Raw genomic sequence first — 24,483 nt, 5'->3', positions numbered from 1 at the left:
TCGTGATTCATTTTCCTGCGGGAAAATGAGGAGAGTTAGTTGGAACGAAATTGAGTCTGAGTGGCCAATGCAGATACTGCTGATATGGGCTTAAAATCAAATAAAATAAGGGAGAGAATAGAGGTGCAAAAATCAATGGGACTTTGGAATTTCAGGAATATGTTATTACTGCTGTTTAGTGTAATCGCCCTTGGCAGTTGCGGAGGCGACGAGGCTGGTGATGTGTTTACTCCCGGTTTTAAATACGATTTTATAGATGAAAATCACTTGCGTTTTACAAACCAGTCAGAAGGTGAGTATCACTTGTTAAACTGGAACTTTGGGAATGGCCGTACCGAAGTAAGCACTACAAAATCGCAAACCTTTGAAGTTTATTATCCCGAAGCAGGCAATTACGTGGTTTCGCTGGAGTTGATCGGATTGGAAGGCGAGCGAAAATCGACGTCTCAAACCGTGACGATCACGAAGAATGATTTGATGGTTTCTTTCAACGCAACCGTGGATGGGGCCCGTCCCAACTACGTAATCCTTGCTAACACTTCTGTCGGCACTTTCGATTCTTTTAGATGGATTTACCGAAACAAAGTAATAGAGAATAAAGGCAATGCAGAGGCGTATTTTCCTTATTCGGGAAGTTATGAAATTGAATTGCAGCTTGTCAAAAACGGAGTTACGTACTCTTCCAAACAAACGGTTTCCATTGCCTCCAACGATCCGGATTATTATTCAAAATTCTCCTTGGTCTGGTCGGATGAGTTTGACGGGAATGCAGTTAATACCAATAACTGGACTTTTGAAACAGGTTCGGGTGGCTGGGGAAACAACGAACTTCAGAATTACACAGCCGGTGACAACGCCGAAGTAAAAGATGGAATATTAACGATCACGGCCAGGAAAGTAAATGATAACAAGGTGGCTGGTTCTTACACATCAACGCGAATGATCTCCGGCGGCAAAAAAGAATTTACCTACGGACGAATGGAGATCCGGGCCAAGCTGCCGTCGGGAACAGGAATCTGGCCGGCTATCTGGATGTTGGGTGGCAATATCGGAAGCGTGGGCTGGCCTGCCTGTGGCGAAATTGACATCATGGAATACGTGGGCTACCAACCCAATACCATCCACGCCACTGTGCACACATCGGCAGGCTTTGGTGGAAACGGCAGTGGCAGCAGCAAAACACTCGAAACCGCGGAGGAAGAGTTCCATATTTATGGTCTGATCTGGACCGAAAAAGAAATGATCTTTTATACCGATACCCCTGAAAATGTGACACACCGATATGCTCCCTCCAACAAAACTGCCGAGAACTGGCCCTTTGACAAACCACAGTTTTTTATTCTGAATGTGGCTGTTGGAGGTAATTGGGGAGGTGCGCAGGGAGTGGACAACGCCATTTTCCCGCAAAGCATGGAGGTGGATTATGTGAAGGTATTTCAGGAGGAATAGGGAATAATAAAATTGCAGGTATGAAATTTAATGGTTGGATATTTATTGTGTTCATGCTTTTGGGCACAGCTTGTACCACTGTTCAGAACAAAGACAAAGGGACAGAAGAGGAAAAGATTCAGGAGCTGATCGGTCAAATGACATTGGATGAAAAAATCGGGCAGATGCAGCAGGTGTCTGACGGATTTTATCCCACCGAAGAAGCGCTAGAACAAGCGATTCGCGAGGGAAAGGTGGGCTCGGTGCTAAACGTGGTGGGTCCAGAAAGAGTAGGGGAATTGCAGCGTATAGCCTTGCAGGAAAGCAAACACGGAATTCCGCTACTGTTTGGTCGCGATGTAATTCACGGTTATCGCACCATCTTCCCGATTCCGCTCGGAATGGCTTCTTCCTGGGAGCCGGGGGCAGCAGAAAAATCGATGCGAATTGCCGCGGTGGAAGCGTCGTCGATGGGAATTAACTGGACTTTTGCTCCAATGATGGACATTACCTGGGATCCGCGCTGGGGGCGTATTGCCGAAAGCTGTGGCGAAGATCCGTATCTGACTTCGCTGTTTGCCGCAGCCATGGTCAAAGGTTTTCAGGGCAATATGGACGACCCAACGGCAATAGCAGCCTGTGCCAAGCATTACGTAGGTTATGGAATGAGCGAAGCCGGTCGCGATTACAACACCACCTATATTCCCGAGCCGCTCTTGCGCAATGTGCATTTGCGTCCTTTTAAAGCTGCCCAGGATGCCGGAGTGCTTACGTTTATGTCAGCGTTTAATGACTTAAACGGAGTGCCCACGTCGGGGAACGAATTTACGCTGAAACAAATTTTGCGTGATGAATGGAGATACGACGGAATGGTGGTCAGTGACTGGGGGTCGATAGAAGAAATGATCAATCACGGTTTTGCAGCCGATAAACGACAGGCCGCCGAAATTGCGGTAAAAGCCGGTGTTGATATGGAGATGGCGACCACCTGCTATGTCGAAAACCTAAAATCTCTGATTGAACAAGGAGTTGTTTCAGAGCAACTGATTGACGAATGTGTAGGCAATATTCTCCGGGCGAAAATGAAACTGGGGCTGTTTACAAAACCTTACGACCAAATGGTATCAAGCGATACGATTCTTGCGGCATCACATTTAGCTGAAGCCCGCGAAATGGCGCGAAAAAGCATGGTGTTGTTAAAAAACAAAAACAATACGTTGCCCATTTCAAAATCCATTCAACGCTTGGCGGTTATCGGGCCCTTGGCCGACGCTCCGCGCGATCAGCTGGGAACCTGGGTTTTTGACGGGAATGAAGATGATTCTACAACCCCGCGGGCAGCAATCGGCCAAATGTTGGGGAATCGCATGAACTATTCTGCGGGACTGGAGTACAGCCGCGACAAATCGACCAAAGGATTTGCGGATGCTTTAGCCGCTGCGAAGACTTCCGATGCTATCCTGTTTTTTGCCGGGGAAGAAGCGATCCTTTCTGGCGAAGCCAATGCGCGCGGGATCATTAACCTGCCGGGTATTCAAACTGAGTTGATCACTGAGTTGAAAAAGACCGGAAAACCGCTTGTTTTGGTTGTCATGGCAGGAAGACCGCTGGCCATTGGCGCCGAAATGGAAATGGCCGATGCTGTTTTGTATGCCTGGCATCCGGGAACCATGGCGGGGCCGGCAATCACTGATCTTTTGTTTGGCGACTTTTCGCCATCGGGCAAGCTGCCGGTGACTTTTGTAAAGGGAGCGGGGCAGATTCCGTTCTATTATTACCGGAAAAACACGGGACGTCCGGCAACGGAAGATGATTTTATTTACATCGATGATATTCCGCGCAACTCGAAACAGCTGTCACTTGGTTTTAAATCGATGCATCTCGATTACGGTATTTCACCGCTGCTGCCTTTTGGATACGGATTGACGTACACCGAATTCCAGTACAGCAACCTGGTGCTTTCTTCCGGAGAAATGACAAAAGACGGTTCCATTTCGGTTTCGGCCGAAGTGAAAAACGTGGGGAATTTTGAGGCAGAAGAGATCGTTCAGCTGTATGTGCACGATAAGGTGGGAACGCTGACTCGACCGATCAAAGAATTAAAGGGTTTTGATAAAATCAACCTAAAACCCGGCGATGTGCGCAAGGTGTCGTTTCAGCTTAAGCCGGAAGACTTGCAGTTTTTTAACGGGAAAGCTTATGTAATTGAACCCGGTGATTTTGAGGTGTGGATCGGGCCAAATTCAGCGGAAGGTTTGCACGGTGCATTTGTACTGAAGTAATTGGGGAGCAAGACCTTTCATCAATTTTGATAGGCATATAAATGATATGGGGCAGTAATAGCTGCAAGTTAGTGGAGGGAGAAGGTCGTCGGCAGACGGCCTTTTTTGTTGAACGCCGGGCAACTTAATGGAAAATAAAAAGCCGGTTAACAACCGGCTAGCAGGTAGAAGGATAGATTATTTTCAATCCAAACGGACATATTTTTCAATACTGAAATTTTCTGCAAGATTCCAGTTCTCATCAACCGGCCATCTGATGGTTAAGGTGTCATTTTGGACATCCAGCAACAATTTTATTTTCTCGCCCTGGTCTGTACCGCCATATCGGTATATAATTGTTTCTTCAAATTGATTTCCATTTAGTGCGTAGGACCCACATCCATGATTATCCATGATTGAGTCGGCTTTGAATTGCCCTACATGACTGAAATAATGCTTCGTGTACATTTTTATTTGTCCTCCGTCAAGGTCGGCAGGAAATGTTTTGTCGAATGAATTCCAACTACCGTAAATCATATTCCATGTTCCTTCAACGGGTGATTTTTTCTCGGGGGAGCAAGAACCCATGATTAATGCCACCATTAGGCTTAAAAAAATAATTCTCTTCATTGTGCAATGTTTTAGTTAGCGACTGTTTTATATTAAAGTTACACCTAAAAGAGTAGAAAGTCAAGTTGTTGAATATTAGGTAGTAGTGGGAATGTAGCATTGTTTGGGAGAAAGTCTTCCGCGAATCTTCTTCTTAAAAAGATTAAAGCTTTCAGAAATCAACTCAGGGGAGTTATTGCAAGAAATGGAATAAAGTTGGGATTTGGGAAATAAAAAAGCCGGTTAAAAACCGGCTTCTGAGTAGCGGGGACCGGACTTGAACCGATGACCTTCGGGTTATGAGCCCGACGAGCTGCCAACTGCTCCACCCCGCAATGTATCTTTATTTCTGTTGAAATGTCTTCTTGAACGCGGGTGCAAATATAACAGCTTTTTTATAATCTGCAAAAAAGTTTGCAATTCCTTTTCGATTAAAATCAATTTATGTAAAAACTAAGCTTTTCCCCCGACCGTTTTAATTAAGCATGAAAGATCAAAAGTGGTGTGTTACTGTGAAATACCATCTCACGGGCGATGCTCGGGTTAAAAAGCCGCGAGATCATATTTCTTTTGTGCGATGTCAGTGACAAAAGATCTACCTCCGAATTTTTGATGTATTCTTCGATCGAATTCAGCACATCGTTGCCCTCAAGCAGCTGACAATTGAAGTTTCGCTTCTCGTATTTTTTCTGAAGTACCTCGCGCATTCCTTCCAAACGGGCCAGATCCCAGCCGTTTTGACGGGGTTGCCCCACGTGCACACAAGTCAGTTGCATTTCGAAAGGCTGAAGCAGATCGAGCAGTTTGTCGATGGCTACAAAGTCTTTTTCATCGAAATTGGTCGCATACAGAACATTGTTAAACGCTGTAACTTTCTTTTCCGGCGCATTTTTCGGGATCACCAAAACCGGTACATTGGCGTTGTACATAATGTCGGCGGTTACGCTGCCCACAATGCCGTGCGGGTAATTGTCGCCACCGCTTCCGACTACGATCAGCAACGGACGGTTTTTACGGGCATAAGCCAGAATGTCTTCTTCAGGGTAGCCCGATTTAATGATGTAGTAGGTTTCCACCGATTTCCATACTTCGTCGCCCACTTCCGTCGACAGTTCCTGAATAAAGGTTTGAAAATCTTCGTTGGCGGTTTTCTCGGCGTGTTCGATCTTAAACAGCGTACTGGAATCGAAAGCATAAATATCGCTGTAGGGCACCGAATGAATAATCGGATTGATAAAGCTGTGCATAAAAACCAGGTCTGCTTTCAGGTGAGTGGCAATGTCGACCGCCAAACGGGCGGCTTTTTTTGAAGCTTCCGAGAAATCAACCGGAACAAGGATCTGCTTTAAACTGCTGCTTTCTTCCTGTGTCGCAATGGAAACTTTTGCTCCGAGAAATTCTTCGAGCTCATGCACCGCTCTTGGAATATCTTTTTCAAGGATCTTAATCCTGACAGTAGCAGATGTTTCACCCTGAATCAGGTAGATATCTTCGAGTTCACAATTAACGCCCTTTTCTTCGAGCATCATCTTGAATATATGTGCTTTTGAATAGGGCAATACAACCAGAGTAACCAGTTTTTCTTCCATGACTTTTAGTTTTTGTTGTTGTTATTTCCCGCTCTTGTATTCGAGATAAATACATATTATGTTTCAAAAAACGGCAACAAAAGAATCATGATTCGAGGGAGTTACCAGCAGAGATAAAAGATGATTAGGCTTCAGAAGAAACGACGAACAAAAATACTTGATTTCAATTTGCTTCAACCCACTTACCAATCGTCCCTGCCTACTGCAGGCAGGCTTCCTTACACGTAGAGAAGGATGAGAGGATGGGTATAAGTGGATGTACGGTTAGACTTTCAGAAAAAAGGGCGGTCCGAATAACGAACCGCCCCGTGTGCGTATTACTAACACTTCCCTCGGAATCAGATTCCGAAAGCTTCTTTGATCGGATTTACAAAATCAAGTTTTTCCCAGGTAAACAATTCCACTTGCTTTTCTACTTTTCCGAAGTACGGAGATTCAAAGGTTTTGGTAACGGTCGACGGGATACGTCCCATGTGTCCGTAAGCGGCTGTTTCCAGGTAAATTGGGTTGCGCAGTGCCAGTCTTTTTTCGATGGCCGATGGGCGCAGGTCGAAAATGGCTTTTACTTTTTCTGCAATCTCGGCATCGCTAATGTTTACGTTCGAGCGGCCGTAGGTATTTACAAAAACACCCACCGGCTGGGCAACACCAATGGCATAAGCCAGCTGCACCAGTACTTCGTTAGCAACACCCGCGGCTACAAGGTTTTTGGCAATGTGGCGTGATGCATAAGCTGCCGAACGGTCTACTTTCGACGGGTCTTTGCCCGAGAAAGCACCACCGCCGTGAGCTCCGCGGCCTCCGTAAGTATCCACAATAATTTTACGACCGGTAAGTCCGGTATCTCCGTGTGGGCCACCAATCACAAATTTACCCGTTGGGTTTACGTGGTAAATAATATCGTTTCCAAACAGTTTTTGAACACGTTCCGGAAGTTTGGCTACTACACGTGGGATCAAAATGTTGATTACGTCTTCTTTAATTTTAGCGAGCATGGGCTCGTCGGCGTCAAACTCGTCGTGTTGGGTTGAAACCACAATGGTGTGGATTTTCACCGGCTCGTTTGCTTCGTTGTATTCAACCGTTACCTGCGATTTGGCATCGGGACGAAGATAAGTCATCGTTTTTTCTTCGCGGCGAATGTCGGCCAACTCCAGCAAAATCAGATGCGACAATTCCAGCGTCAACGGCATGTAGTTGTCGGTGTCTTTGCAGGCGTAACCAAACATCATTCCCTGGTCGCCGGCGCCCTGGTCGTCTTTGTCTTCCTTGTCAACACCGCGGTTGATGTCGGCACTTTGTTCGTGAATGGCGGTAAGCACACCGCACGAATCACCGTCGAAACGGTAAGCAGCCTTGGTGTAACCAATGTCGTTGATCACCTTGCGCGCCACTTCCTGTACGTCAACATACGTTTTTGATTTTACCTCGCCGGCAACAACTACCTGCCCGGTGGTAACCAGTGTTTCGATAGCCACTTTCGAATCTGCGTCGAATGCCAGAAACTGGTCAAGCAATGCGTCTGAAATCTGATCGGAAACCTTGTCTGGATGACCTTCGGAAACCGATTCGCTTGTAAATAAATAATGCATAAAATCCCTTTTTTAAGCTGAAACGTTCAGCATGTTAAACATTAAATGAAACTGCGGGATGTTCGATTGATAGTGAAAAATGCGATTGTTTTAGCGTTTTTTTCATGTGGTTGCAATCAATCTCAAATCTTTCCACGTAGCGGGCACAAATGTAAGGTGTTTATTTTGAATAAAAAAAGACTTATTTGAATTTATTATAACGGAAGGCTTTTCTCTTTTTTCAATCTTTATCATACACAATAATCCTGAGTGCACGAGAAATTTCCTTCACACGAAACCTCTGAGGTACTCTGTGCTGTTTTCTCTGTGACACTCTGTGGTTTCTCTTTTTAACCACAGAGAACGCGGAGTTTTTCACAGAGGTATCCGGAGTTTTTTTGTATTTCCTTTATTCTGAAGCAAAATGGAAACTTGTTGTGCACCCCCAAATTCAATATCTGCTTCAAACATTCGTAGTATGTATATTTGCAATGCTAAGTAAAATTTACATAAATAGCCGAAGGTATTACAACTCAAACATCGCTTTTATTTCATTATAGTAGCTTCTGCCGCTGGTTATCTTACTCTGGCTGTAGTCGTCGAGTATCAGGACAAAACGATTGTTGAAATGCTTCCGGATCTCTTTTAGCAGATTTTTATTGATGAGGTAGGATTTGTGTACCCGGATGAAATAGCCGGGAAGCTTTTCTTCCAGCCTTTTTAAACTCGAATCCAGTACGTGCGATTTGGCGTGTTTGGTAACAACGGTAACATATTTCTCATCGGCCTGGATGTAGGAAACTTCGTCGAGCCGGACAAAAATCACGCGGTCGCCTACTTTCACTGGAATCGACGTCGCTTCATTTTTTCGCTGTTCCTGGTTAAATTGTTCGATCAGTCTGTTCAGATCAATTCTCTGACTGTTTTCGTTCATCTGATCCAGTTTGGTAATGGTTTTGGCAAACCGTTCTTTGGTCAGTGGTTTTACCAGGTAGTCGATACAGTTCGTATCGAAAGCCTGCAAGGCAAATTCGTCGTAGGCCGTGCAAAAAATAACTTTTGGCAGGTAGTCCAGTTTTTTGAGTACATCAAATCCGCTGATTTCGGGCATCTGAATGTCCAGAAAAATATACTCCGGGCGCAGCCGGTTAATTTTTTCAATCGCTTCTTCACCGTTTTCGGCTTCGGCAATAATTTCAAATCTATCCGGATATTCCCCGGCCAATGTCTTCAAACGCAAACGCGCCAGGGGTTCATCATCAACAATTATCGTTTTCCAGGGTTGGTTGAGTTTCATGCGTTAAACTGATTTTTCAGGATGATCCGAATGTGTTTGTTTTCTCCGTTTTCCCAGTTAATACGGGCGTCGTTTCCATAAATAATGTCGAGTTTGTCGTGCAGGTTTTGCAGCCCGTAACCGCTTACCGGTTCCACAGGGAAATCGGGGCCATTGTCAGCTATGGTGATGATCAGGTCCATTTCTGTTTGATTCACAGCTACAGAAACAATTCCGGTTCCTTTTATTTTTGAAAGCCCGTGTTTGATGGCGTTTTCTACTAACGGCTGGATCAGGAATTTTGGGATTTGTTTTTCACGTGTACTTTCATCTGCATCGATCTCGTAAACGAGTTTATCTCCAAAACGGTTTTTCTCAATTTCGAGGTATTTTTTAACCATTTCGAGCTCTTCGGCCACTGTTACAAAGGTTTTATTTTCCTTGTTGATCGAGTACCGGAAAAGTTCGGAAAGCCCGGTGGCCATGTTTTCGGTTTTATCGGCATCGATGTGCGCCAGGCTAGCAATGGAATTCAAGGAGTTGTACAAGAAGTGTGGGTTGATACGTGAGTGCAGCGCATTTAACTCGGCCTGGTTTTTTAGCTCTTTCATCTTCGCAATTTCCACATCTTTTTGGTTCACCATGCTTTGTATGCGGTAGTTTATAAAGTTATAAAGCACCCTCAAAATAGCTATAATTGAAATATCTAGAAGTTTGGTAAGAGCTAAGTGGTCTATCAGGCTAAAGGATTGGCCACTGGCTTTTGAGTTTAAATAAGCGAATGGAACTGAGATTAGCCAATAACTTAGAACGATAAATAAAAATGTTGATATGAATACAAAAATTTGCTGATGATAGAAATTATTTATTCTGTTTAACAACAATTGGTCGGTATAATAAATAAGCACTAAAACAGGAATCCCATAAATGATTACTTCAACGAAGTTGGCGAAAAAGTGATAATACCCATTTGCAAATTGAAAAAACGGAATAGAATAGGGCAGGGTATAAAACCAATAGGTTATTGAAATCCCTATTATAAGGATTAGTTTGCGTTTTAAATAATTCCAGAGACCATTTTTTGTTGTAGAACTAGATGAATAAGACAGAAGAAAAAGAAGTAAGATAATGATTAAGACAATTGTAATTACTATAGAAAATTTTTTAATCCATCCTTCAAATCTCAGGTTTAAATAATACAGAAAGCCATATCTTTTGACGGTGTTTCGTTTTAGTTCTCTATAAAAATCTTTAGAATAAAGTTTTTGTAGGAGGTTTCTGTCTATTTCTGTGAAGCGTTTAACCTCTTCAAAGGAAGAAGTGTCAAAGAATCCAAAAATTTTTGTTGAGCCAAACTTGGGAGTGAATGTTTTTGTGAGTTTGGTAATTATACTGTATTGAAACAATTTCTGTTTTTCTTTCAGGTAAAATAGATCTTCTGTATTAATGGTTGTTTCAATATGTGTTATTTCGTTTTTGGGAGAGAAACTCATTTGTGTGAAAATGCCATTTTTTGAGTCATTTATGTTGATGACGAAGTTAGCATCAGACTGAACGAGCTTTACTTCAATGGTCTCTATAATCTTATTTAATTCTTCAACAATACCTTTTACAATTGATGAGTCTTCTGGAGTCACGTTCCCATCCAGTTTGATTCGAATATCTTCATAAAAACGAAATGCCCGTGAATTCGTTCCATCAAATAGTCTTTCCCGTATTGTATTCCAGGTGGTTTCGTCATAATTATAACTGGCTTGTACCTTCAATAGGAATGATGTAGAGAAGAATAGGATCAGAAAAAATAACAACTGTTTCATAGTGGGCGGATTTTAGTTTTGGGTCAAATAAACAGTGTTATCATTTGGTATTTTAGCTTTTTCCGATGAAGTGCTGAATTTAGGGAATATTCAGCTTTTTCCCTTATCGTGATTCGTTTTTATCGTTGTCTTATAAATATGCAATTTTGCATTTCATATTTAGAGGAACTCTCCCTAATGAGGCTGTCTAAATAGTTAAGAAAACAAATTTTCCACTTTTTTGTAAGTTGCTGGCCCCTCCTAACCTCCCCAAAAGGGAGGAATCTTCCCCCTTCGGGGGACCGAGGGGGTCAATTGGAGTATTTGTCCTACTCCTGCCTCAACTCTGGTTCTGTGTCAACTGATGAAAAACGTTCTCCAGGTTTTTCTGTTTTTCGTGAAGAGTGAGAAGTGTAAGTTGGTTTTGTACGGCAAATTCAAATACTGCCGCGCGGATATCTTCTCCGGATGCAGCTTCCAGCTCCCAGCCCTTTCCGTTTGGAAGCGCATTTTGTACTCCGGGAATCTGCCATAATTTTTCCTGCTTAACAGTGGTCGAGAACTCCGCCAGCACTACCTGGTTTTGCTGTAGGCTTCCCGATTTTACTTCTGCAATGCCGCCGTCGGCAACAATTTTTCCGCGGTTGATGATGATCACCCGGTTACAGACAGCCTCCACTTCCTGCATAATGTGCGACGAAAGGATCACCGTTTTTTCGCGGCTGATGGTGCGAATCAGGTGGCGGATTTCTTCCAGCTGGTTGGGGTCAAGTCCAGTGGTTGGTTCATCCAGAATCAGAATCGACGGATCGTGGATCAGGGCCTGTGCCAGCCCTACACGCTGGCGGTATCCTTTCGAAAGAGCGCGGATCTTTTTATGCTGTTCCAATCCCAGCCCGGTAAGTTCCACCATTTCACCCACCCGCTTCTTTACGTTCTTTAAGCCGTAAAAACCTGCCGTAATTTCGAGGTATTCCTTGATGTACAGGTCGGGGTAGAGCGGGTTGTGTTCAGGCAGGTAGCCAATGTCTTTTTTGTAAGACAGGTCGCCGGGCAAAACCTTTTCTCCATGGATTAGTATCTCTCCCGAATCGGCAGGCAGGTAGCCGGTAATGATTTTCATCATAGTTGATTTGCCTGCTCCGTTAGGTCCCAGAAAACCAACTAATTCACCTTTTCTTACCGATAAGCTTACCGTATCCAATGCACGTTGCTTTCCGTATAATTTGCTGATATTTCGGGTTTCGATGCTCATTCGCTTATTTGGAATGAACAAAAATAGCGGAATGTTTTTATTTTAGAAGCATTCACTTAAATTTGCAGTTCAGCTTAACAGATTTAATTAAATGAAGGACCGTCATTTCAACTACATTCAAGACCTTACTAAATATCAGCGGCAGGATACTACCGAAGTGAATATTGGAGGTGTTGCCGTGGGAGGAAGTAATCCGATTCGTATTCAGACCATGACCGATACTGATACGAGTGACACGGATGCAACAGTGGAGCAGATTATTCGGGTAGTAAAGGCGGGAGCCGATTATGTAAGGGTTACCGTAAAAAGCATGCAGGACGCCGAAAGCCTGCAGATTATTAAAAAGGAATTGGTTGGCAGAGGATACAATACACCGCTGGTGGCCGATATTCATTTTAATCCGCGTTTGGCAGAAGTGGCTGCCCAATATGTTTCCAAGGTGCGTATCAACCCCGGGAATTTTTACGACAAGAGAGCGCAGTTCAAGAATAAAATATACACCGACGAAGAGTACAAAAACGAACTCGAAATCATCGAGAAGCAGTTTGTTCCTTTTCTTGAAGTGCTGAGAAAAACCAATACCTGTCTTCGGATCGGGGCCAATCATGGTTCGTTGTCCGACAGGGTGATGAGCCGTTTTGGCGACACGCCGGCAGGTATTGCGGAATCGGTGCTGGAATTTCTACGCATTTGTAAGAAAGTGAATTTCAACAATGTGGTGGTTTCCATTAAATCGAGCAATACCCGTGTGATGGTTTATACGGCGCGTTTGCTTAATTTCAAAATGCGCCTGGAAGATATGCAGTTCCCGTTCCACCTTGGGGTAACCGAGGCAGGTGAAGGAGAAGACGGCCGCCTGAAATCAGCGGTTGGAATTGGCGCTCTTTTGGCTGATGGAATTGGTGATACCGTAAGAATTTCGCTGACCGAAAAACCGATCAACGAGATTCCGGTGGCCATGAAACTGGTCAATCATTTCAGAACTTACCAGAACCATGCACCCATTACGGCTCCGATGATCGGGCAAACGAACCCGTTTGAATACGAACGTCGCGATACGCGTCCGGTGCTGAACATGGGAGGAAAGCAACTTCCGCTGGTAGTGGCCGATTTGGGCGACCACAGTTTGCGTGAAATGATCCCGATTCGTGGGAAACTGATTCCCGAGTATTTCTTGTCAGGCAACCGTGTGTTGGATATCGAAGGCGAAGAATACCCGGTGATAACGCTGGAGGAATATTTGTTTGAAAGCACGCGTTGGGGAAGGATGAAATTTATCCGTACCAACAAAGCCGAGTTCGACAAGTTTATGGACCTTCACCCTGAGATCATTATGAAACTCAAACAGACACGTAAAACCGTGCTGATACTGGAGAGTTTCAATGCCAACCCGATGGCGGAACTCCGTGCCTTCTTTATGGCGCTGGAAACACACATCTGGAAGGTGCCGGTAATTTTGTACCGTCGCTACAACGAAAGTCGCCTCGAAGACCTGCAGATCAAGTCTTCTGCCGATTTGGGCGGTTTGCTGATCGATGGTTACGGAGATGGTATCTGTATTTCGAATGACCACGAAAATATCACGTTCACCGAGCTGAAAGACCTGAGTTTTGGCATTTTGCAGGCCAGTCGCATGCGGGTGTCAAAAACCGAATTTATTTCGTGCCCGGGTTGCGGACGAACACTGTTTAACCTGCACGAAACAACCAAACAGATCAAGGAACATTTCAAACACCTCGATCACTTGAAGATCGGGATTATGGGTTGCGTGGTAAACGGACCCGGCGAAATGGGCGATGTGGATTATGGTTTTGTGGGCGCCGGAAATAACAAAGTTAACCTGTACAAAGGTTTGAAGCCGATCAAACGGCACATTCCGTACGAAGATGCTGTGGAAGAACTGGAGCAACTGATCCGCGAAAACGGCGACTGGAAAGATCCGGTGGATTAGTGTCGTATCAATAATCCTCGTGTTTTTTGCAGAATATTGTCAGCCAGTTTTAGTTTGAAATGTCTGAGTGGAAGGATTGGATTGACTCAATCTACCTCAATCTGTTTTCAATCTACTTCAATCCTTTATTTCTCGTGTGTTGCATAAAGGGTGCAGAATAAGTTTTTTACCTTTACGCGATAAACCATTAATTTTTTTCGATGGCACGAACCTACTGGAAACCCGGTACGATCATTTACCCGCTTCCGGCCGTAATGGTGAGCTGTGGCGAAACACCCGAGGAGTACAACATCATAACGATTGCCTGGACAGGTACGATCAACAGTGATCCCCCGATGTGCTACATATCGGTGAGGCCCGGGCGGCATTCCTACGAAATTATCAAGCGAACCGGCGAGTTTGTGATCAACCTGACCACCGAGAAACTGGCGAAAGCCACCGACTGGTGTGGTTGCCGGTCGGGCCGGAAATTCAACAAATGGAAGGAAATGAACCTGACTCCCGGTGAAGCGAAGTATGTAAAGGCTCCTATTATCGAAGAATCGCCGGTAAACATCGAGTGCCGGGTAAAGGAGATCGTGGAACTGGGCTCGCACCACATGTTTATTTCCGAAGTTCTGGGCGTTTCGATCGACGATACTTACATCAACGAAAAAGACGCGTTCAGTTTTTCGAAGGCCAACCCGCTTGTGTACAGTCACGGCCATTATTTCGGAATGGGAAAGAAGATCGGAAAGTTTGGATGGAGTGTTGAGAAAAAGAGGAAACGAAAAAAATAGACTTCATTTGAACAAAGCAAACCCGGCTTTGTCTTTTAGGAAATCAAATAATCAGTGTAGAACTTAATCTTTAAGCATGAAGAGAATTTACTTGTTATCAATTGTTTTTTTAATGAATATTGGAATGATCAACGCACAGAATAACCCATTGCTGGGCACGTTTAACACGCCGCATGAAACGGCCCCTTTTAACGAAATCAAAAACGAACATTTTTTACCGGCTTTCAAAGCTTCCATCGAAGCGGGAGAGAAAGAGCTGGAAGCCATCAAAAACAACCCGGAAGCTCCGACTTTCGAAAATACGATTGTTGCACTTGACCATGTGGGACGCCTGCTGGGCCGCACTTCGGGTGTGTTTTTTAACCTGCTGGGGGCTGAAACTAACGATGAGCTGCAGCGCATTGCGCAGGAAGTTTCGCCTTTGCTGACCAAGTTTCAGAACGATGTTTCGCTGGACCCGGTATTGTTTGAAAAGGTGAAAAAAGTGTACCAGCAAAAAGACCAGTTAAGCCTGGATGCTGAACAGAAAACCTTGTTGGAAAATACCTACGAAGGATTTGTTCGGAAAGGAGCCAATCTTTCGGAAGAGGATAAGGCGAAATTCCGGGCCATCAGTACCGAATTGTCAAAACTCAGCCTGACTTTTGATGAGAATGTGCTGAAAGAAACCAATGCCTACGAGCTTGTTATTACGAATAAAGAAGAGTTGTCGGGTTTGCCCGAAGGCGAACTGGAAGCAGCTGCAGGCCGTGCCAAAGCAAAAGGCAAAGAAGGCTGGCTGTTTGATATTACACAGCCCAGTTTTGGCCCGTTTATGAAATATGCCGATAACCGCGATTTGCGCAAAACACTTTACATGGCGTATAGCTCGAAGTCATTCAAAGGTGATGAACTGGATAACCAGGAGAACGTAAAACGCATCGCTGAGCTTCGTTTGGAATTGGCGCAATTGCTGGGATATAAAAATTATGCCGATTATGTACTCGAACGCCGCATGGCCATTAATCCGGCCGGTGTGTATGGCTTGCTCAACGATTTGTACGAAGCATCGTATAAAGTGGCGCTTAGGGAGAAACAGGAAATTCAGGAGTTTGCAGCAACTGAAGGTTTTGAAGGCGAGCTGATGCCGTGGGACTGGAGCTATTACAGCGAAAAACTGAAAGTAAAAAAGTTCGATCTCAACGATGAGATGCTAAAACCATATTTCGAGTTAAGCCGGGTAACAGAAGGAGTACTGGGGCTTGCCACCGATTTGTATGGAATAACTTTCAGGGAAAACAAAGACATTCCTGTTTACAATCCGGAAGTAACAGCCTACGAAGTATTTGACGCCGATGGTACCTTCCTTTCGGTATTTTATACTGATTTTCATCCGCGTCCGGGAAAACAGGGCGGTGCCTGGATGAACGATTTCAAAGGCCAGTGGAAAGACAATGGAGTTGACTCGCGGCCGCATGTTACGATTGTGATGAACTTTACCCGCCCCACCGAAACCAAACCGGCTTTGCTCACTTTTTATGAGGTGGAAACGCTGATGCACGAATTTGGTCATGCGCTGCACGGAATGCTAGCCAATTCTACGTATGGAAGCCTTTCAGGAACCAGTGTTTACCGCGACTTTGTGGAGCTGCCTTCACAAATCATGGAAAACTGGGCCACACAAAAAGAATTCCTGGACCGCTTTGCGAAACATTACCAAACCGGCGAAACCATTCCGGCCGAACTGGTGCAGAAAATTGTGGACTCGCAAAATTACCTGGCAGGGTATCTTTCCATTCGCCAGCTAAGTTTTGGCTACCTCGACATGGCGTGGCATACGCTCGAAAAGCCTTATACAGGCAGTGTGAAAGACTTTGAAGAGCAGGCCTGGAAAAAGACACAGATCTTTCCTGCAGTCGACGGAGTTTGTATGAGTACACAGTTCGGGCACTTGTTTGCAGGTGGTTATGCCGCCGGCTATTACGGCTACAAATGGGCCGAGGTGCTGGATGCCGACGCCTTTAGCGTTTTCAAGGAAAAAGGACTGTTTAACAAGGAAGTGGCAGCGTCGTTCCGTAAAAACATTTTGGAAAAAGGCGGCACCGAACATCCGATGGAATTGTACAAACGTTTCCGCGGGCACGAACCAACGGTTGACGCACTGCTCGAACGCAGCGGTTTACAATAAACTAAAAGTTACACAATATTGAAAATGGCATCCCGGTTTAGGGGTGCCATTTTTTTGTTGATTGAGTATCGCGCAACAAGTGGGAGGGGTGCTCAACAGCAGATCGCTTATTGGGATAATACAGAATTCGATTTATATCTTTATCGGTAAAGATTGCTTACAATAAAACAATGAGAACCAATAAATATCAAATGTGGCGGGGCCTTTCAAAAACCGATAGAAAAGTGTTGAGAAATCAATATATAAACGTATTAGGCTTGTGTGTATTAGTCTTTGTTCTTGCTACAGTTATTGGAGTTACTATTTACGAGTTATTTTTCGATTTGAATCCTGATGCCCTCCATACTAAAATGATGATTTATATTTCAGTAGGAACATTGATCTTGTCAATAATGCTATATTTTCTAATAAGCCATAAGTATTACCGCGACTTGCAATTCAACGAAAAAATCCAGCTAACAAAAACTTTGATGGGCAAATATAAAACAGCTGATTACGCTGCTCCTGTACGTGGTAATAGTATGTCGAAGACTTATACTGTAAGATTTGAGTTCCTTGTGGATGATATAAAGTTCAATGTAGATAAAGAATTATTTGAACGTTGCACTGAGGGTGATAAGCTGATTTTTAATTATGCTCTTAAAAGCCACTATTTATTGAGTATTGAGAAAGCAGATTAAAGTGCCGTTTGCTCTTATTCGAAGCGAGGAAATGGCTTTGCGTAGTTTAAAAGCTTTGATACCAGACTTTGGCATTTTCCGAATATATTTTGTCTACCACCTCCTTCGGAAGTTTCAGTCCCTTAAATTCTCCGTCAATAAGACCGCTTTTCATGGTATTGTCGGTGATGAGGTATTCCCAATCGTGCAACCAGGTTTCATGTATTCTTTTTTGGAACAACTCAGCATCTCCTCCGCGGTCGATGATATCGGTTCCGTAAAGCAGGCGGTTCTGGTATTTAATAAAGAAATCGCGCACTTTATCGTGGTTGTCGCGGGTTTGGTAAAAGAGCTGTCCCATTCGTGCGGCCATGTCAACAGCGGCATTCGGATATTTATCGAGCCACTCGGATAGCGTATCGACATTCCACTCGAGGCTCGCCAGGTGACAGCCAATAAAAATGAGGTCAGGATTCTTGTCCAGCATCCTGTCGCGGGCAGCCATCTGTTCTTCATAGCTCGGAAACTCAGGGTGCTTGTACATGTGGTACTGCGGATTTCGCGAAAAATAACCACTGTCGTTTTTGGTGGTCATTTCCTCCAATGGCAACCAGCAGTTTTTCGGTTCTCCCAAATGCCCGACAAGGGGGATCTTGTTCTCGGCAAGATATTGAAAGACAGGATCGAACTGCGGATCGTCAATCATCACCAAAACACTGTCGGAGTTTCGGTATTCCATCCCAATGTTTTTCCACACTTTCACTGCAATGGCTCCGTCGGCAAGGCATTGTTTTAGCCACAACAGGGTATTGCCGGACCAGGCTGGGTTGTCCCAGTCGTCCATGCAAAACGTTGTTGTATATTCTATTTCCTGTTGAAGTTCCTGCTTAAGTTTATCCAGTTCCTGTTGTGTGTCAATCACCCTTTCGCAAGTGCCTGAATGAGTGTTGATGGAAAGAAGCCTGAAGTTGTCTTTTCTGGCCTGGTCGATCGAAACATTCTGGCTCGAATAAATGTGATAGTGAGCATCGATTTTCGGGACAGATGAAAAATCATCCATCGAATAATAATTGTCACACGAATAAATGAATGGTGTCAACATGCTAAGCAAAGTAATCCGGAATTTCATACGATCAGGTTTATTTGGTTTTAGTGGTCTTTCAATCTATCGGTGGAACTCGCACGTTTTTCAATTAGCCTAATGGAAATAGTTGTTTTACATGCTCGTTTCATAATGATACAGATTGAGTTGAGCAGATGAAGGTAAGAAAATTTTACTTCTTGTAGCTGAGCAGGATTTATCTTAAAACGATGATCTTCTTTTTTATGTAGTGTGCCGAATTACAATTTTTTGTTTAGGCGACTGACAACAGGTTGCTATTGGCCCGGAGAATGAATTGGCAAATTGCCATCCTCGTTTCAGTCTGGGTATATACAAAAGTTTGTCTAACTTTGCGGGCCTTAATAACAACAGAATAGAGAAAAACCATGTCAGACGAAATGAAACAATGTCCGCAATGTGATTGCCCGTACGGATATTTTGTGAGAGAAGATGCGTATGCCTGCCCCGAGTGCAACCATGAATGGAACCCGGCGGAAGTGGCCGACGAGGATACACTGGTGGTAAAAGACGCCAATGGAAACATATTGCAGGATGGCGACTCGGTGATCGTAATAAAAGACCTGCCTGTAAAAGGAGCTTCGGGACCGATAAAAGCGGGTACCAAGGTAAAACGGATTCGTTTGGTTGAAGGTGACCACAACATCGATTGTAAAATTGACGGATTTGGCGCCATGGCCTTAAAATCGGAGTTTGTCAGAAAAGGTTAGCCTTGGCTGGCCTGGCAAATAAACAGCTTCAATAACCCCCGGACATTAACCTGCCTGTTTGCGTGTATTTTGTTTAGAATGAAGAAATAACGGATTTTTTCTGTTAATTTTCCCTTCATGAAAATTTCCTTTTTAATAGGAGTGTTTTGGTGGCTGCCGTTTTTGGTGGCAGGGCAACTTTTGCCCGGCTTTCAGAAATCTGCCTCGTTTAACGAACAGCAGATGGTGCTGGAGGGTGCTCCGCCCAATACCCGTATTCTGATCAATGCGCCGCTTGATGGGTTAGGAAAACGGGACCAGGTACTGTTGATTTTTTATGCCCTCCCGAACGGAAACACCATTGAACAGACTTTCGGAAAAACAATAAAAGAAGGTGACGACTGGCATTTTAACATTCAGCATATCGGGGCTCAAACCCGTTTCTTAAGAGGTGTTGTTGCTCAAAAGACGATTGTGGTGGCATGCCTCGAAACTACCTGTAAAAGCTGGCCTTTGTGGAAGAAAAACAACCCGGATTATTTAAATGATACTAAAAACATAGTAGAGAGAATAACTGCTATGTTTTCGGCATGGAACCCGCAGTTAGTTTTGAATGGACACAGTGGTGGCGGACGCTTTATTTTTAGTTACCTGGAAGCGGTTAAGGTAATTCCTGACAATGTAAAACGCATCGCTTTTCTCGATAGTGATTATGGTTACGAAGATTCGATTCACGGTCCGCAGCTAACCAATTGGTTAAAGGCGGGGAAGGACCGTTTTTTAACGGTACTGGCCTATAACGACAGTGTGGTTGTGTATAACGGAAAACAGCTGGTTTCGCCAACTGGCGGCACCTGGTACCGAAGCCGAATGATGAAGAAGTATTTAGCCCGGTCTTTTCAATTCAGCGAAGAAGGGAACGATTCGCTTTTGTGGTCCCGATCACCCGGAAATAAAATAGAGTTTATTCTCAAGACCAATCCGGAAGGAAAGATCTTTCATACGGTTCAGGTAGAGCGAAATGGTTTTATTCACAGCATTTTGAGCGGAACAAAACAAGAGCAGAAAGGATATATTTATTTTGGTGAAAGAGCCTACGAAAATTATATTTCAGATTCGATCACTCTCCCCATTCGGCAACTGAATATCCCGCCGCGTAAAACAGATGCCGAACCCGGCTCCGTTTTTATGAAACGCATCGAAAACTTACCTCTCGAAGAGCGGGAAGAAGAAATCTGCAAGGCATTGGCCGATGGTAATGTGCCCGTGTTTTTGCGGAGAACGATTTCTTTAAAAGCTGCTTTTGCCGATGCCGAAGGTGTTGTTCATAAAGTTGAGTACCAGATTATGCCTGATTACCTGGCGGTTGGAAGCGACGACGATTACTGCCGGATTCCGATGAATCCACGCACTGCACAGCGGCTGGCTACTTTGTTTGGGGCCTCGCTTATCACTTCCAAAATCAGCGATGGTATTTATGAAAAGGCGGAGCTTAAGTTGGAGCCCTTTCCGTATAAACCGGTAGGCAATGCCAACGAAACCGTTCAGAAATTTGTTGACCATAATTCGCAGATAGAGCGGCAAATGAGCGAAGCCGGAGGAACTCGCTGGCAGCTTGTTGCCGGAATAAAGAAGGATGTGATACTTTCAGAACGGATCGCACAACAGCCCGATAAAGTAGTGATTTATGGCTGGCACAAGTCCGACGGTAAACCCATCCAGCCGGTTTACAGCGGGCATGTTTACTGGTATGTGGATTACAGTCACGGAATAAGATTGATGAATAACCAGGTACTGCTTGATGGAAAGCCTGCATTATTGTCCGATATTTTAAAAGATCCGGTGCTTTTCAAAGTCTTTAGCAACGAAGATGCACCCATGAGCCAAACCGTTTATTTAAGTCAGTAAAGAACAAATACGAATATGCAACCAAAGGAAGTAATATTAAAATGGGTAGTGGCATTTAACAAAGGAGATGCAGCCGGCATGGCTGAATTTTATCACGAAGATGCAATAAACCACCAGGTGGCAAACGAGCCTGTGTTGGGGAAAAATGCCATTCACAAAATGTTTCAAGAAGAATTCGCAGCAGCCGAAATGACTTGTATTATCGAGAATGTTTTTGAAGACAACGATTGGGCCATCCTCGAATGGGCAGATCCGCTCGGATTACGGGGATGTGGCTTTTTTCAGATCGTGGATGGGAAAATCAAGTTTCAAAGAGGCTACTGGGATAAGCTTTCTTTTTTGAGGCAGCATAATTTGCCAATTCCTTCCGAATAGCCATTTTTGTGCGAAAAATACATCATGATCGAACTATTACGTCAACGCCGGAGTATCCGGAAATATACCGCACAAGCCATTGAGCCCGAAAAACTGGAAATCCTTCAAGAGGCCGTTTTGCGTTCGCCATCCTCTAAAAACATCAATCCCTGGGAGTTTATTTTTGTTGATGAACCGGCTTTGATTGCAGAGATGAAGAATTGCAAACCGCATGGTGTTGCGCCGTTTACAAGTGCTCCGCTGGCAGTTGTTGTTTGCGGCAACGAGAACCTAAACGACGTGTGGGTGGAAGACTGCTCCATTGCATCGATTCTGTTGCAATTAACGGCACAATCGCTCGGTTTGGGCAGTTGCTGGATTCAGGTTCGCGAACGGATGCATTCCGAAACGGTTTCTTCGGAAAAATTCATTCAGGATTTATTAAACATTCCTGAAAATTTCAGGGTGTTAAGCATTGTTACCATTGGTTATCCGGAGAAAGGAAGAGAAGGTAAATCCTTCGAAGATTTGCAGTTTGAGAAGATCAGGCTGAACCGGTTTTAACAAACCATTCACCTGTTTTCGCTATAAAAACAAAGGAACCGTTTTCTTTTAAAGAGCGGTTCCTTTGTTTTATTTTGTTTCCGACTGAATGCTAGAAGAATTCATCAAACGAGTCGGAATTGTTTTTTTTCCTGGTTACCTCGTCGCAATCGAGGTTGATGTTAAAATGGGCAGGCTTTTTAAACTGCATGTCTTCTTCGCGTATTCCCAGCGAAGGATCGGCCAGCACTTTTTTATAGAAATATCCCCAAACAGGCAGAGCCATGTTGGCTCCCTGTCCCGAAGAAATGGTTTTAAAGTGAATACTCCGAAGGTCGGCACCGGTCCAAACTCCGGCAGTTAGTTTCGGAGTAATTCCGATAAACCATCCGTCAGAGTGGTTCTGTGTCGTTCCTGTTTTTCCGGCAATGGGCATTTTGAATTCTCCATATTCCTGAGTCACCCTTTCGCGCCACAGATTTGACCCGCGCAAACGAATACCGGTTCCTTCATCAATCACTCCTTGCAACAGGTTCAGCATCAGGTAGGCGGTTTCTGCATCAATGGCCTCGTGGCGGTCGGGCTGAAACCGTGCGATCACGTTGCCGTGGCGATCTTCAATACGTGATACAAAATAGGGTTTTGTATATACGCCCAGGTTGGCATAGGTATTAAAAGCACCCACCATTTCGTATAAGGTAACGTCGGAAACCCCCAGAAACATCGAGTTTACGGGGTCGATCGGACTAACAATCCCCAGGCGTTTCATTACCTCCACCACTGCCTGTGGATTGTACTGCTTCATTACCCAGGCTGATATGCGGTTTTTTGAATTGGCAAGTCCCCATTTCAGCGTAACCATTTTTCCGTCCATTTCTTCGTCAACACCAGCATCCTTGGGTTCATAAATTGATCCGTCGGGTTGTATAAACTGCTGGCTTACATACGGGACTTTGGTGCACGGAGTCAGCCCGTTTTGCATGGCCAGCGTGTAAACAAAGGGTTTTACCGTGGAGCCAATCTGGCGTTTGCCGTCTTTTACCATATCGTACATAAAATACTGGTAATTGGGGCCGCCCACATAGGCTCTTACTTTGCCGCTTTCGGTATCAACCGCCATAAACGACGAGCGGAAAAAGCGAAGGTAATACTTGATGGAATCCATCGGAGTCATGGTGGTGTCCACCTCTCCTTCCCATGTAAACACGGTCATTTCAGTGGGTTCGTTGAAGGTTTTCTTCACCTGTTCGAAGTCGTTCCCGGCTTTGCGCATAAGGCGGTAGCGTTCGCTTTTGCGTATTTCGCGGTTCAGCAAATCGTCTACATCCTGCGAACTCATGTTGTTGGCAAACGGCGGATTTCTCAAGTCTTTCATGCTCCCGTCGAAAAGAGGCTGGAGGTCGTTGCTAAGATGTTGTTCCACTGCTTCGTTGGCATAGCGTTGCATACGCGAGTCGAGTGTGGTGTAGATTTTTAATCCGTCGGTATAAATGTCGTAGTTTTCGCCGTTGGGCTTTTTGTTTTTGTTACACCAGCCAAACAAGGGGTTGTTTTCCCATTCGGCCAGGTCTTCGATGAATTTTTGTCCCTGCCACGACGGATAGTTTTCGCGTTCCGGTTTTTTGGAGGTCAAGGCCAGTCGGAGGTATTCGCGCACATAAGGCGCAGGTCCCTGTTTGTAATCCACTTTGCTGTATTCAAGATCGAGCGGAAGTTGTTTGGCTGAATCGCACACTGCTTCCGAAATGTATCCGTATTTCTCCATTTGGTTCAGTACGGTGTTCCGGCGTTGAAGTACCAGCTCGGGCCGACGTACCGGGTTGTAGAGCGAAGAGTTTTTGGCCATTCCCACCAGCATGGCAGCCTGGTGCAGCTGCAACGAATCGGGCTGAATACTAAAATATACGTTGGCCGCCGACTTGATTCCCACGGCATTGTTCAGGTAGTCGTATTTGTTCAGGTACATTAAAATGATCTCTTCCTTGGTATAGCTTCGTTCAAGTTTAACGGCAATAATCCATTCCTTGAATTTTCGTAAAACAAGATCCATTTTGCCGTCGACACCGGTACGCGGGAACAACATTTTGGCCAGCTGCTGACTGATGGTACTACCACCTCCCGAACTGGAATCTCCGGTCATAATACCTTTTACAACGCGGAACAAGCCACGAAGGTCAACTCCTGAATGGTTGTAAAAACGAACATCTTCCGTGGCGATCAATGCATCAATCAAATGCGGGGGAAGACTTTCGTACCCGACATAGGTCCGGTTTTCGCTCACAAAGTATTTGTCGAGTATTTTCCCGTCTTCAAAATAAATCTCGGTGGCCAGAATGTTTTTTGGATTCTCAAGCTCTTCGAAACTAGGCATAAACCCCATCTTCCCGTTGGCCATCATCGAGAAAAAAAGGAAAACACCACCTATTGCAAGCAGTACGATCGCCCAAAAAGCGATGATATAACCGGTGAACTTTTTTAATTTTTCCCCCATCTATTTTGCTCATTTAAAGTTGGCAACAAATATATAT

At 44.5% G+C, this 24,483-nt stretch carries 18 protein-coding genes and 1 tRNA gene; 10 read left to right on the top strand and 9 right to left on the bottom strand.

Annotation, left to right across the window (positions count from 1 at the left end):
- Positions 1 to 60 precede the first annotated feature (60 nt).
- On the top strand, positions 61 to 1,449 hold the full coding sequence (locus INQ51_RS06255; protein ID WP_233377020.1) for a family 16 glycosylhydrolase: 1,389 nt from the start codon (positions 61 to 63) through the stop codon (positions 1,447 to 1,449).
- 20 nt (positions 1,450 to 1,469) lie between these two features.
- Positions 1,470 to 3,710, top strand: coding sequence for a beta-glucosidase BglX (gene bglX, locus INQ51_RS06250; RefSeq protein WP_233377019.1), 2,241 nt, complete (start codon positions 1,470 to 1,472; stop codon positions 3,708 to 3,710).
- Positions 3,711 to 3,893: 183 nt separating this feature from the next.
- Here bglX and INQ51_RS06245 read toward each other — a convergent pair whose 3' ends face one another.
- The 7 genes from INQ51_RS06245 to gldA all read right to left on the bottom strand — a co-directional run bounded on the left by INQ51_RS06245 (position 3,894) and on the right by gldA (position 11,785).
- Entirely contained in the window at positions 3,894 to 4,319 is a 426-nt protein-coding gene (locus tag INQ51_RS06245; RefSeq protein WP_233377018.1) for a hypothetical protein, read from the bottom strand.
- Positions 4,320 to 4,560: 241 nt separating this feature from the next.
- A tRNA-Met gene (locus tag INQ51_RS06240) sits at positions 4,561 to 4,633 on the bottom strand.
- 144 nt (positions 4,634 to 4,777) lie between these two features.
- Positions 4,778 to 5,887, bottom strand: a complete 1,110-nt coding sequence (locus INQ51_RS06235) for a universal stress protein (protein WP_233377017.1) — start codon at positions 5,885 to 5,887, stop codon at positions 4,778 to 4,780.
- Between the two features lie 338 nt (positions 5,888 to 6,225).
- The gene (metK, locus tag INQ51_RS06230; protein ID WP_233377016.1) at positions 6,226 to 7,479 is read right to left on the bottom strand and encodes a methionine adenosyltransferase; all 1,254 of its coding nucleotides are present in this window, start codon (positions 7,477 to 7,479) and stop codon (positions 6,226 to 6,228) included.
- Between the two features lie 505 nt (positions 7,480 to 7,984).
- On the bottom strand, positions 7,985 to 8,755 hold the full coding sequence (locus INQ51_RS06225; protein WP_233377015.1) for a LytR/AlgR family response regulator transcription factor: 771 nt from the start codon (positions 8,753 to 8,755) through the stop codon (positions 7,985 to 7,987).
- The gene (locus tag INQ51_RS06220; protein ID WP_233377014.1) at positions 8,752 to 9,378 is read right to left on the bottom strand and encodes a sensor histidine kinase; all 627 of its coding nucleotides are present in this window, start codon (positions 9,376 to 9,378) and stop codon (positions 8,752 to 8,754) included. Before INQ51_RS06220 ends, INQ51_RS06225 begins: the two co-directional genes overlap by 4 nt.
- A 1,492-nt stretch (positions 9,379 to 10,870) precedes the next feature.
- Positions 10,871 to 11,785, bottom strand: a complete 915-nt coding sequence (gene gldA, locus INQ51_RS06215) for a gliding motility-associated ABC transporter ATP-binding subunit GldA (protein ID WP_233377013.1) — start codon at positions 11,783 to 11,785, stop codon at positions 10,871 to 10,873.
- A 91-nt stretch (positions 11,786 to 11,876) separates the two neighbouring features.
- Here gldA and ispG point away from each other — a divergent pair, with 91 nt between their 5' ends.
- The 4 genes from ispG to INQ51_RS06195 all read left to right on the top strand — a co-directional run bounded on the left by ispG (position 11,877) and on the right by INQ51_RS06195 (position 17,362).
- Positions 11,877 to 13,736, top strand: a complete 1,860-nt coding sequence (gene ispG / locus INQ51_RS06210; RefSeq protein WP_233377012.1) for a (E)-4-hydroxy-3-methylbut-2-enyl-diphosphate synthase — start codon at positions 11,877 to 11,879, stop codon at positions 13,734 to 13,736.
- 200 nt (positions 13,737 to 13,936) lie between these two features.
- Complete coding sequence (locus INQ51_RS06205; protein ID WP_119437753.1) at positions 13,937 to 14,515, top strand: flavin reductase family protein; 579 nt, start codon at positions 13,937 to 13,939, stop codon at positions 14,513 to 14,515.
- Positions 14,516 to 14,591: 76 nt separating this feature from the next.
- Positions 14,592 to 16,682, top strand: a complete 2,091-nt coding sequence (locus INQ51_RS06200) for a M3 family metallopeptidase (protein WP_233377011.1) — start codon at positions 14,592 to 14,594, stop codon at positions 16,680 to 16,682.
- A 170-nt stretch (positions 16,683 to 16,852) separates the two neighbouring features.
- Entirely contained in the window at positions 16,853 to 17,362 is a 510-nt protein-coding gene (locus tag INQ51_RS06195) for a hypothetical protein (protein ID WP_233377010.1), read from the top strand.
- A 46-nt stretch (positions 17,363 to 17,408) separates the two neighbouring features.
- Here the strand turns inward: INQ51_RS06195 and INQ51_RS06190 are convergent, their stop codons facing one another.
- Entirely contained in the window at positions 17,409 to 18,470 is a 1,062-nt protein-coding gene (locus INQ51_RS06190) for an amidohydrolase family protein (protein WP_233377009.1), read from the bottom strand.
- 359 nt (positions 18,471 to 18,829) lie between these two features.
- On the opposite strand from INQ51_RS06190, the gene INQ51_RS06185 reads away from it, so the two are divergent.
- The 4 genes from INQ51_RS06185 to INQ51_RS06170 all read left to right on the top strand — a co-directional run bounded on the left by INQ51_RS06185 (position 18,830) and on the right by INQ51_RS06170 (position 21,976).
- Complete coding sequence (locus INQ51_RS06185) at positions 18,830 to 19,171, top strand: zinc ribbon domain-containing protein YjdM (RefSeq protein WP_262909858.1); 342 nt, start codon at positions 18,830 to 18,832, stop codon at positions 19,169 to 19,171.
- Between the two features lie 117 nt (positions 19,172 to 19,288).
- A complete protein-coding gene (locus INQ51_RS06180) occupies positions 19,289 to 21,058 on the top strand; it encodes a hypothetical protein (RefSeq protein WP_233377008.1) in 1,770 nt (589 codons plus the stop codon).
- A gap of 15 nt (positions 21,059 to 21,073) precedes the next feature.
- Positions 21,074 to 21,433, top strand: a complete 360-nt coding sequence (locus INQ51_RS06175; protein WP_233377007.1) for a nuclear transport factor 2 family protein — start codon at positions 21,074 to 21,076, stop codon at positions 21,431 to 21,433.
- 24 nt (positions 21,434 to 21,457) lie between these two features.
- The gene (locus INQ51_RS06170; protein ID WP_233377006.1) at positions 21,458 to 21,976 is read left to right on the top strand and encodes a nitroreductase family protein; all 519 of its coding nucleotides are present in this window, start codon (positions 21,458 to 21,460) and stop codon (positions 21,974 to 21,976) included.
- Between the two features lie 91 nt (positions 21,977 to 22,067).
- Here the strand turns inward: INQ51_RS06170 and INQ51_RS06165 are convergent, their stop codons facing one another.
- Entirely contained in the window at positions 22,068 to 24,446 is a 2,379-nt protein-coding gene (locus INQ51_RS06165; protein ID WP_233377005.1) for a transglycosylase domain-containing protein, read from the bottom strand.
- Positions 24,447 to 24,483 lie beyond the last annotated feature (37 nt).

The sequence above is a fragment of the Maribellus sp. CM-23 genome (assembly GCF_021354595.1).
In the GTDB taxonomy this organism is placed as follows: domain Bacteria; phylum Bacteroidota; class Bacteroidia; order Bacteroidales; family Prolixibacteraceae; genus Draconibacterium.
Note: the sequence above shows the minus strand (reverse complement) of the source record. Positions and strands in the feature narration are given on the sequence as shown.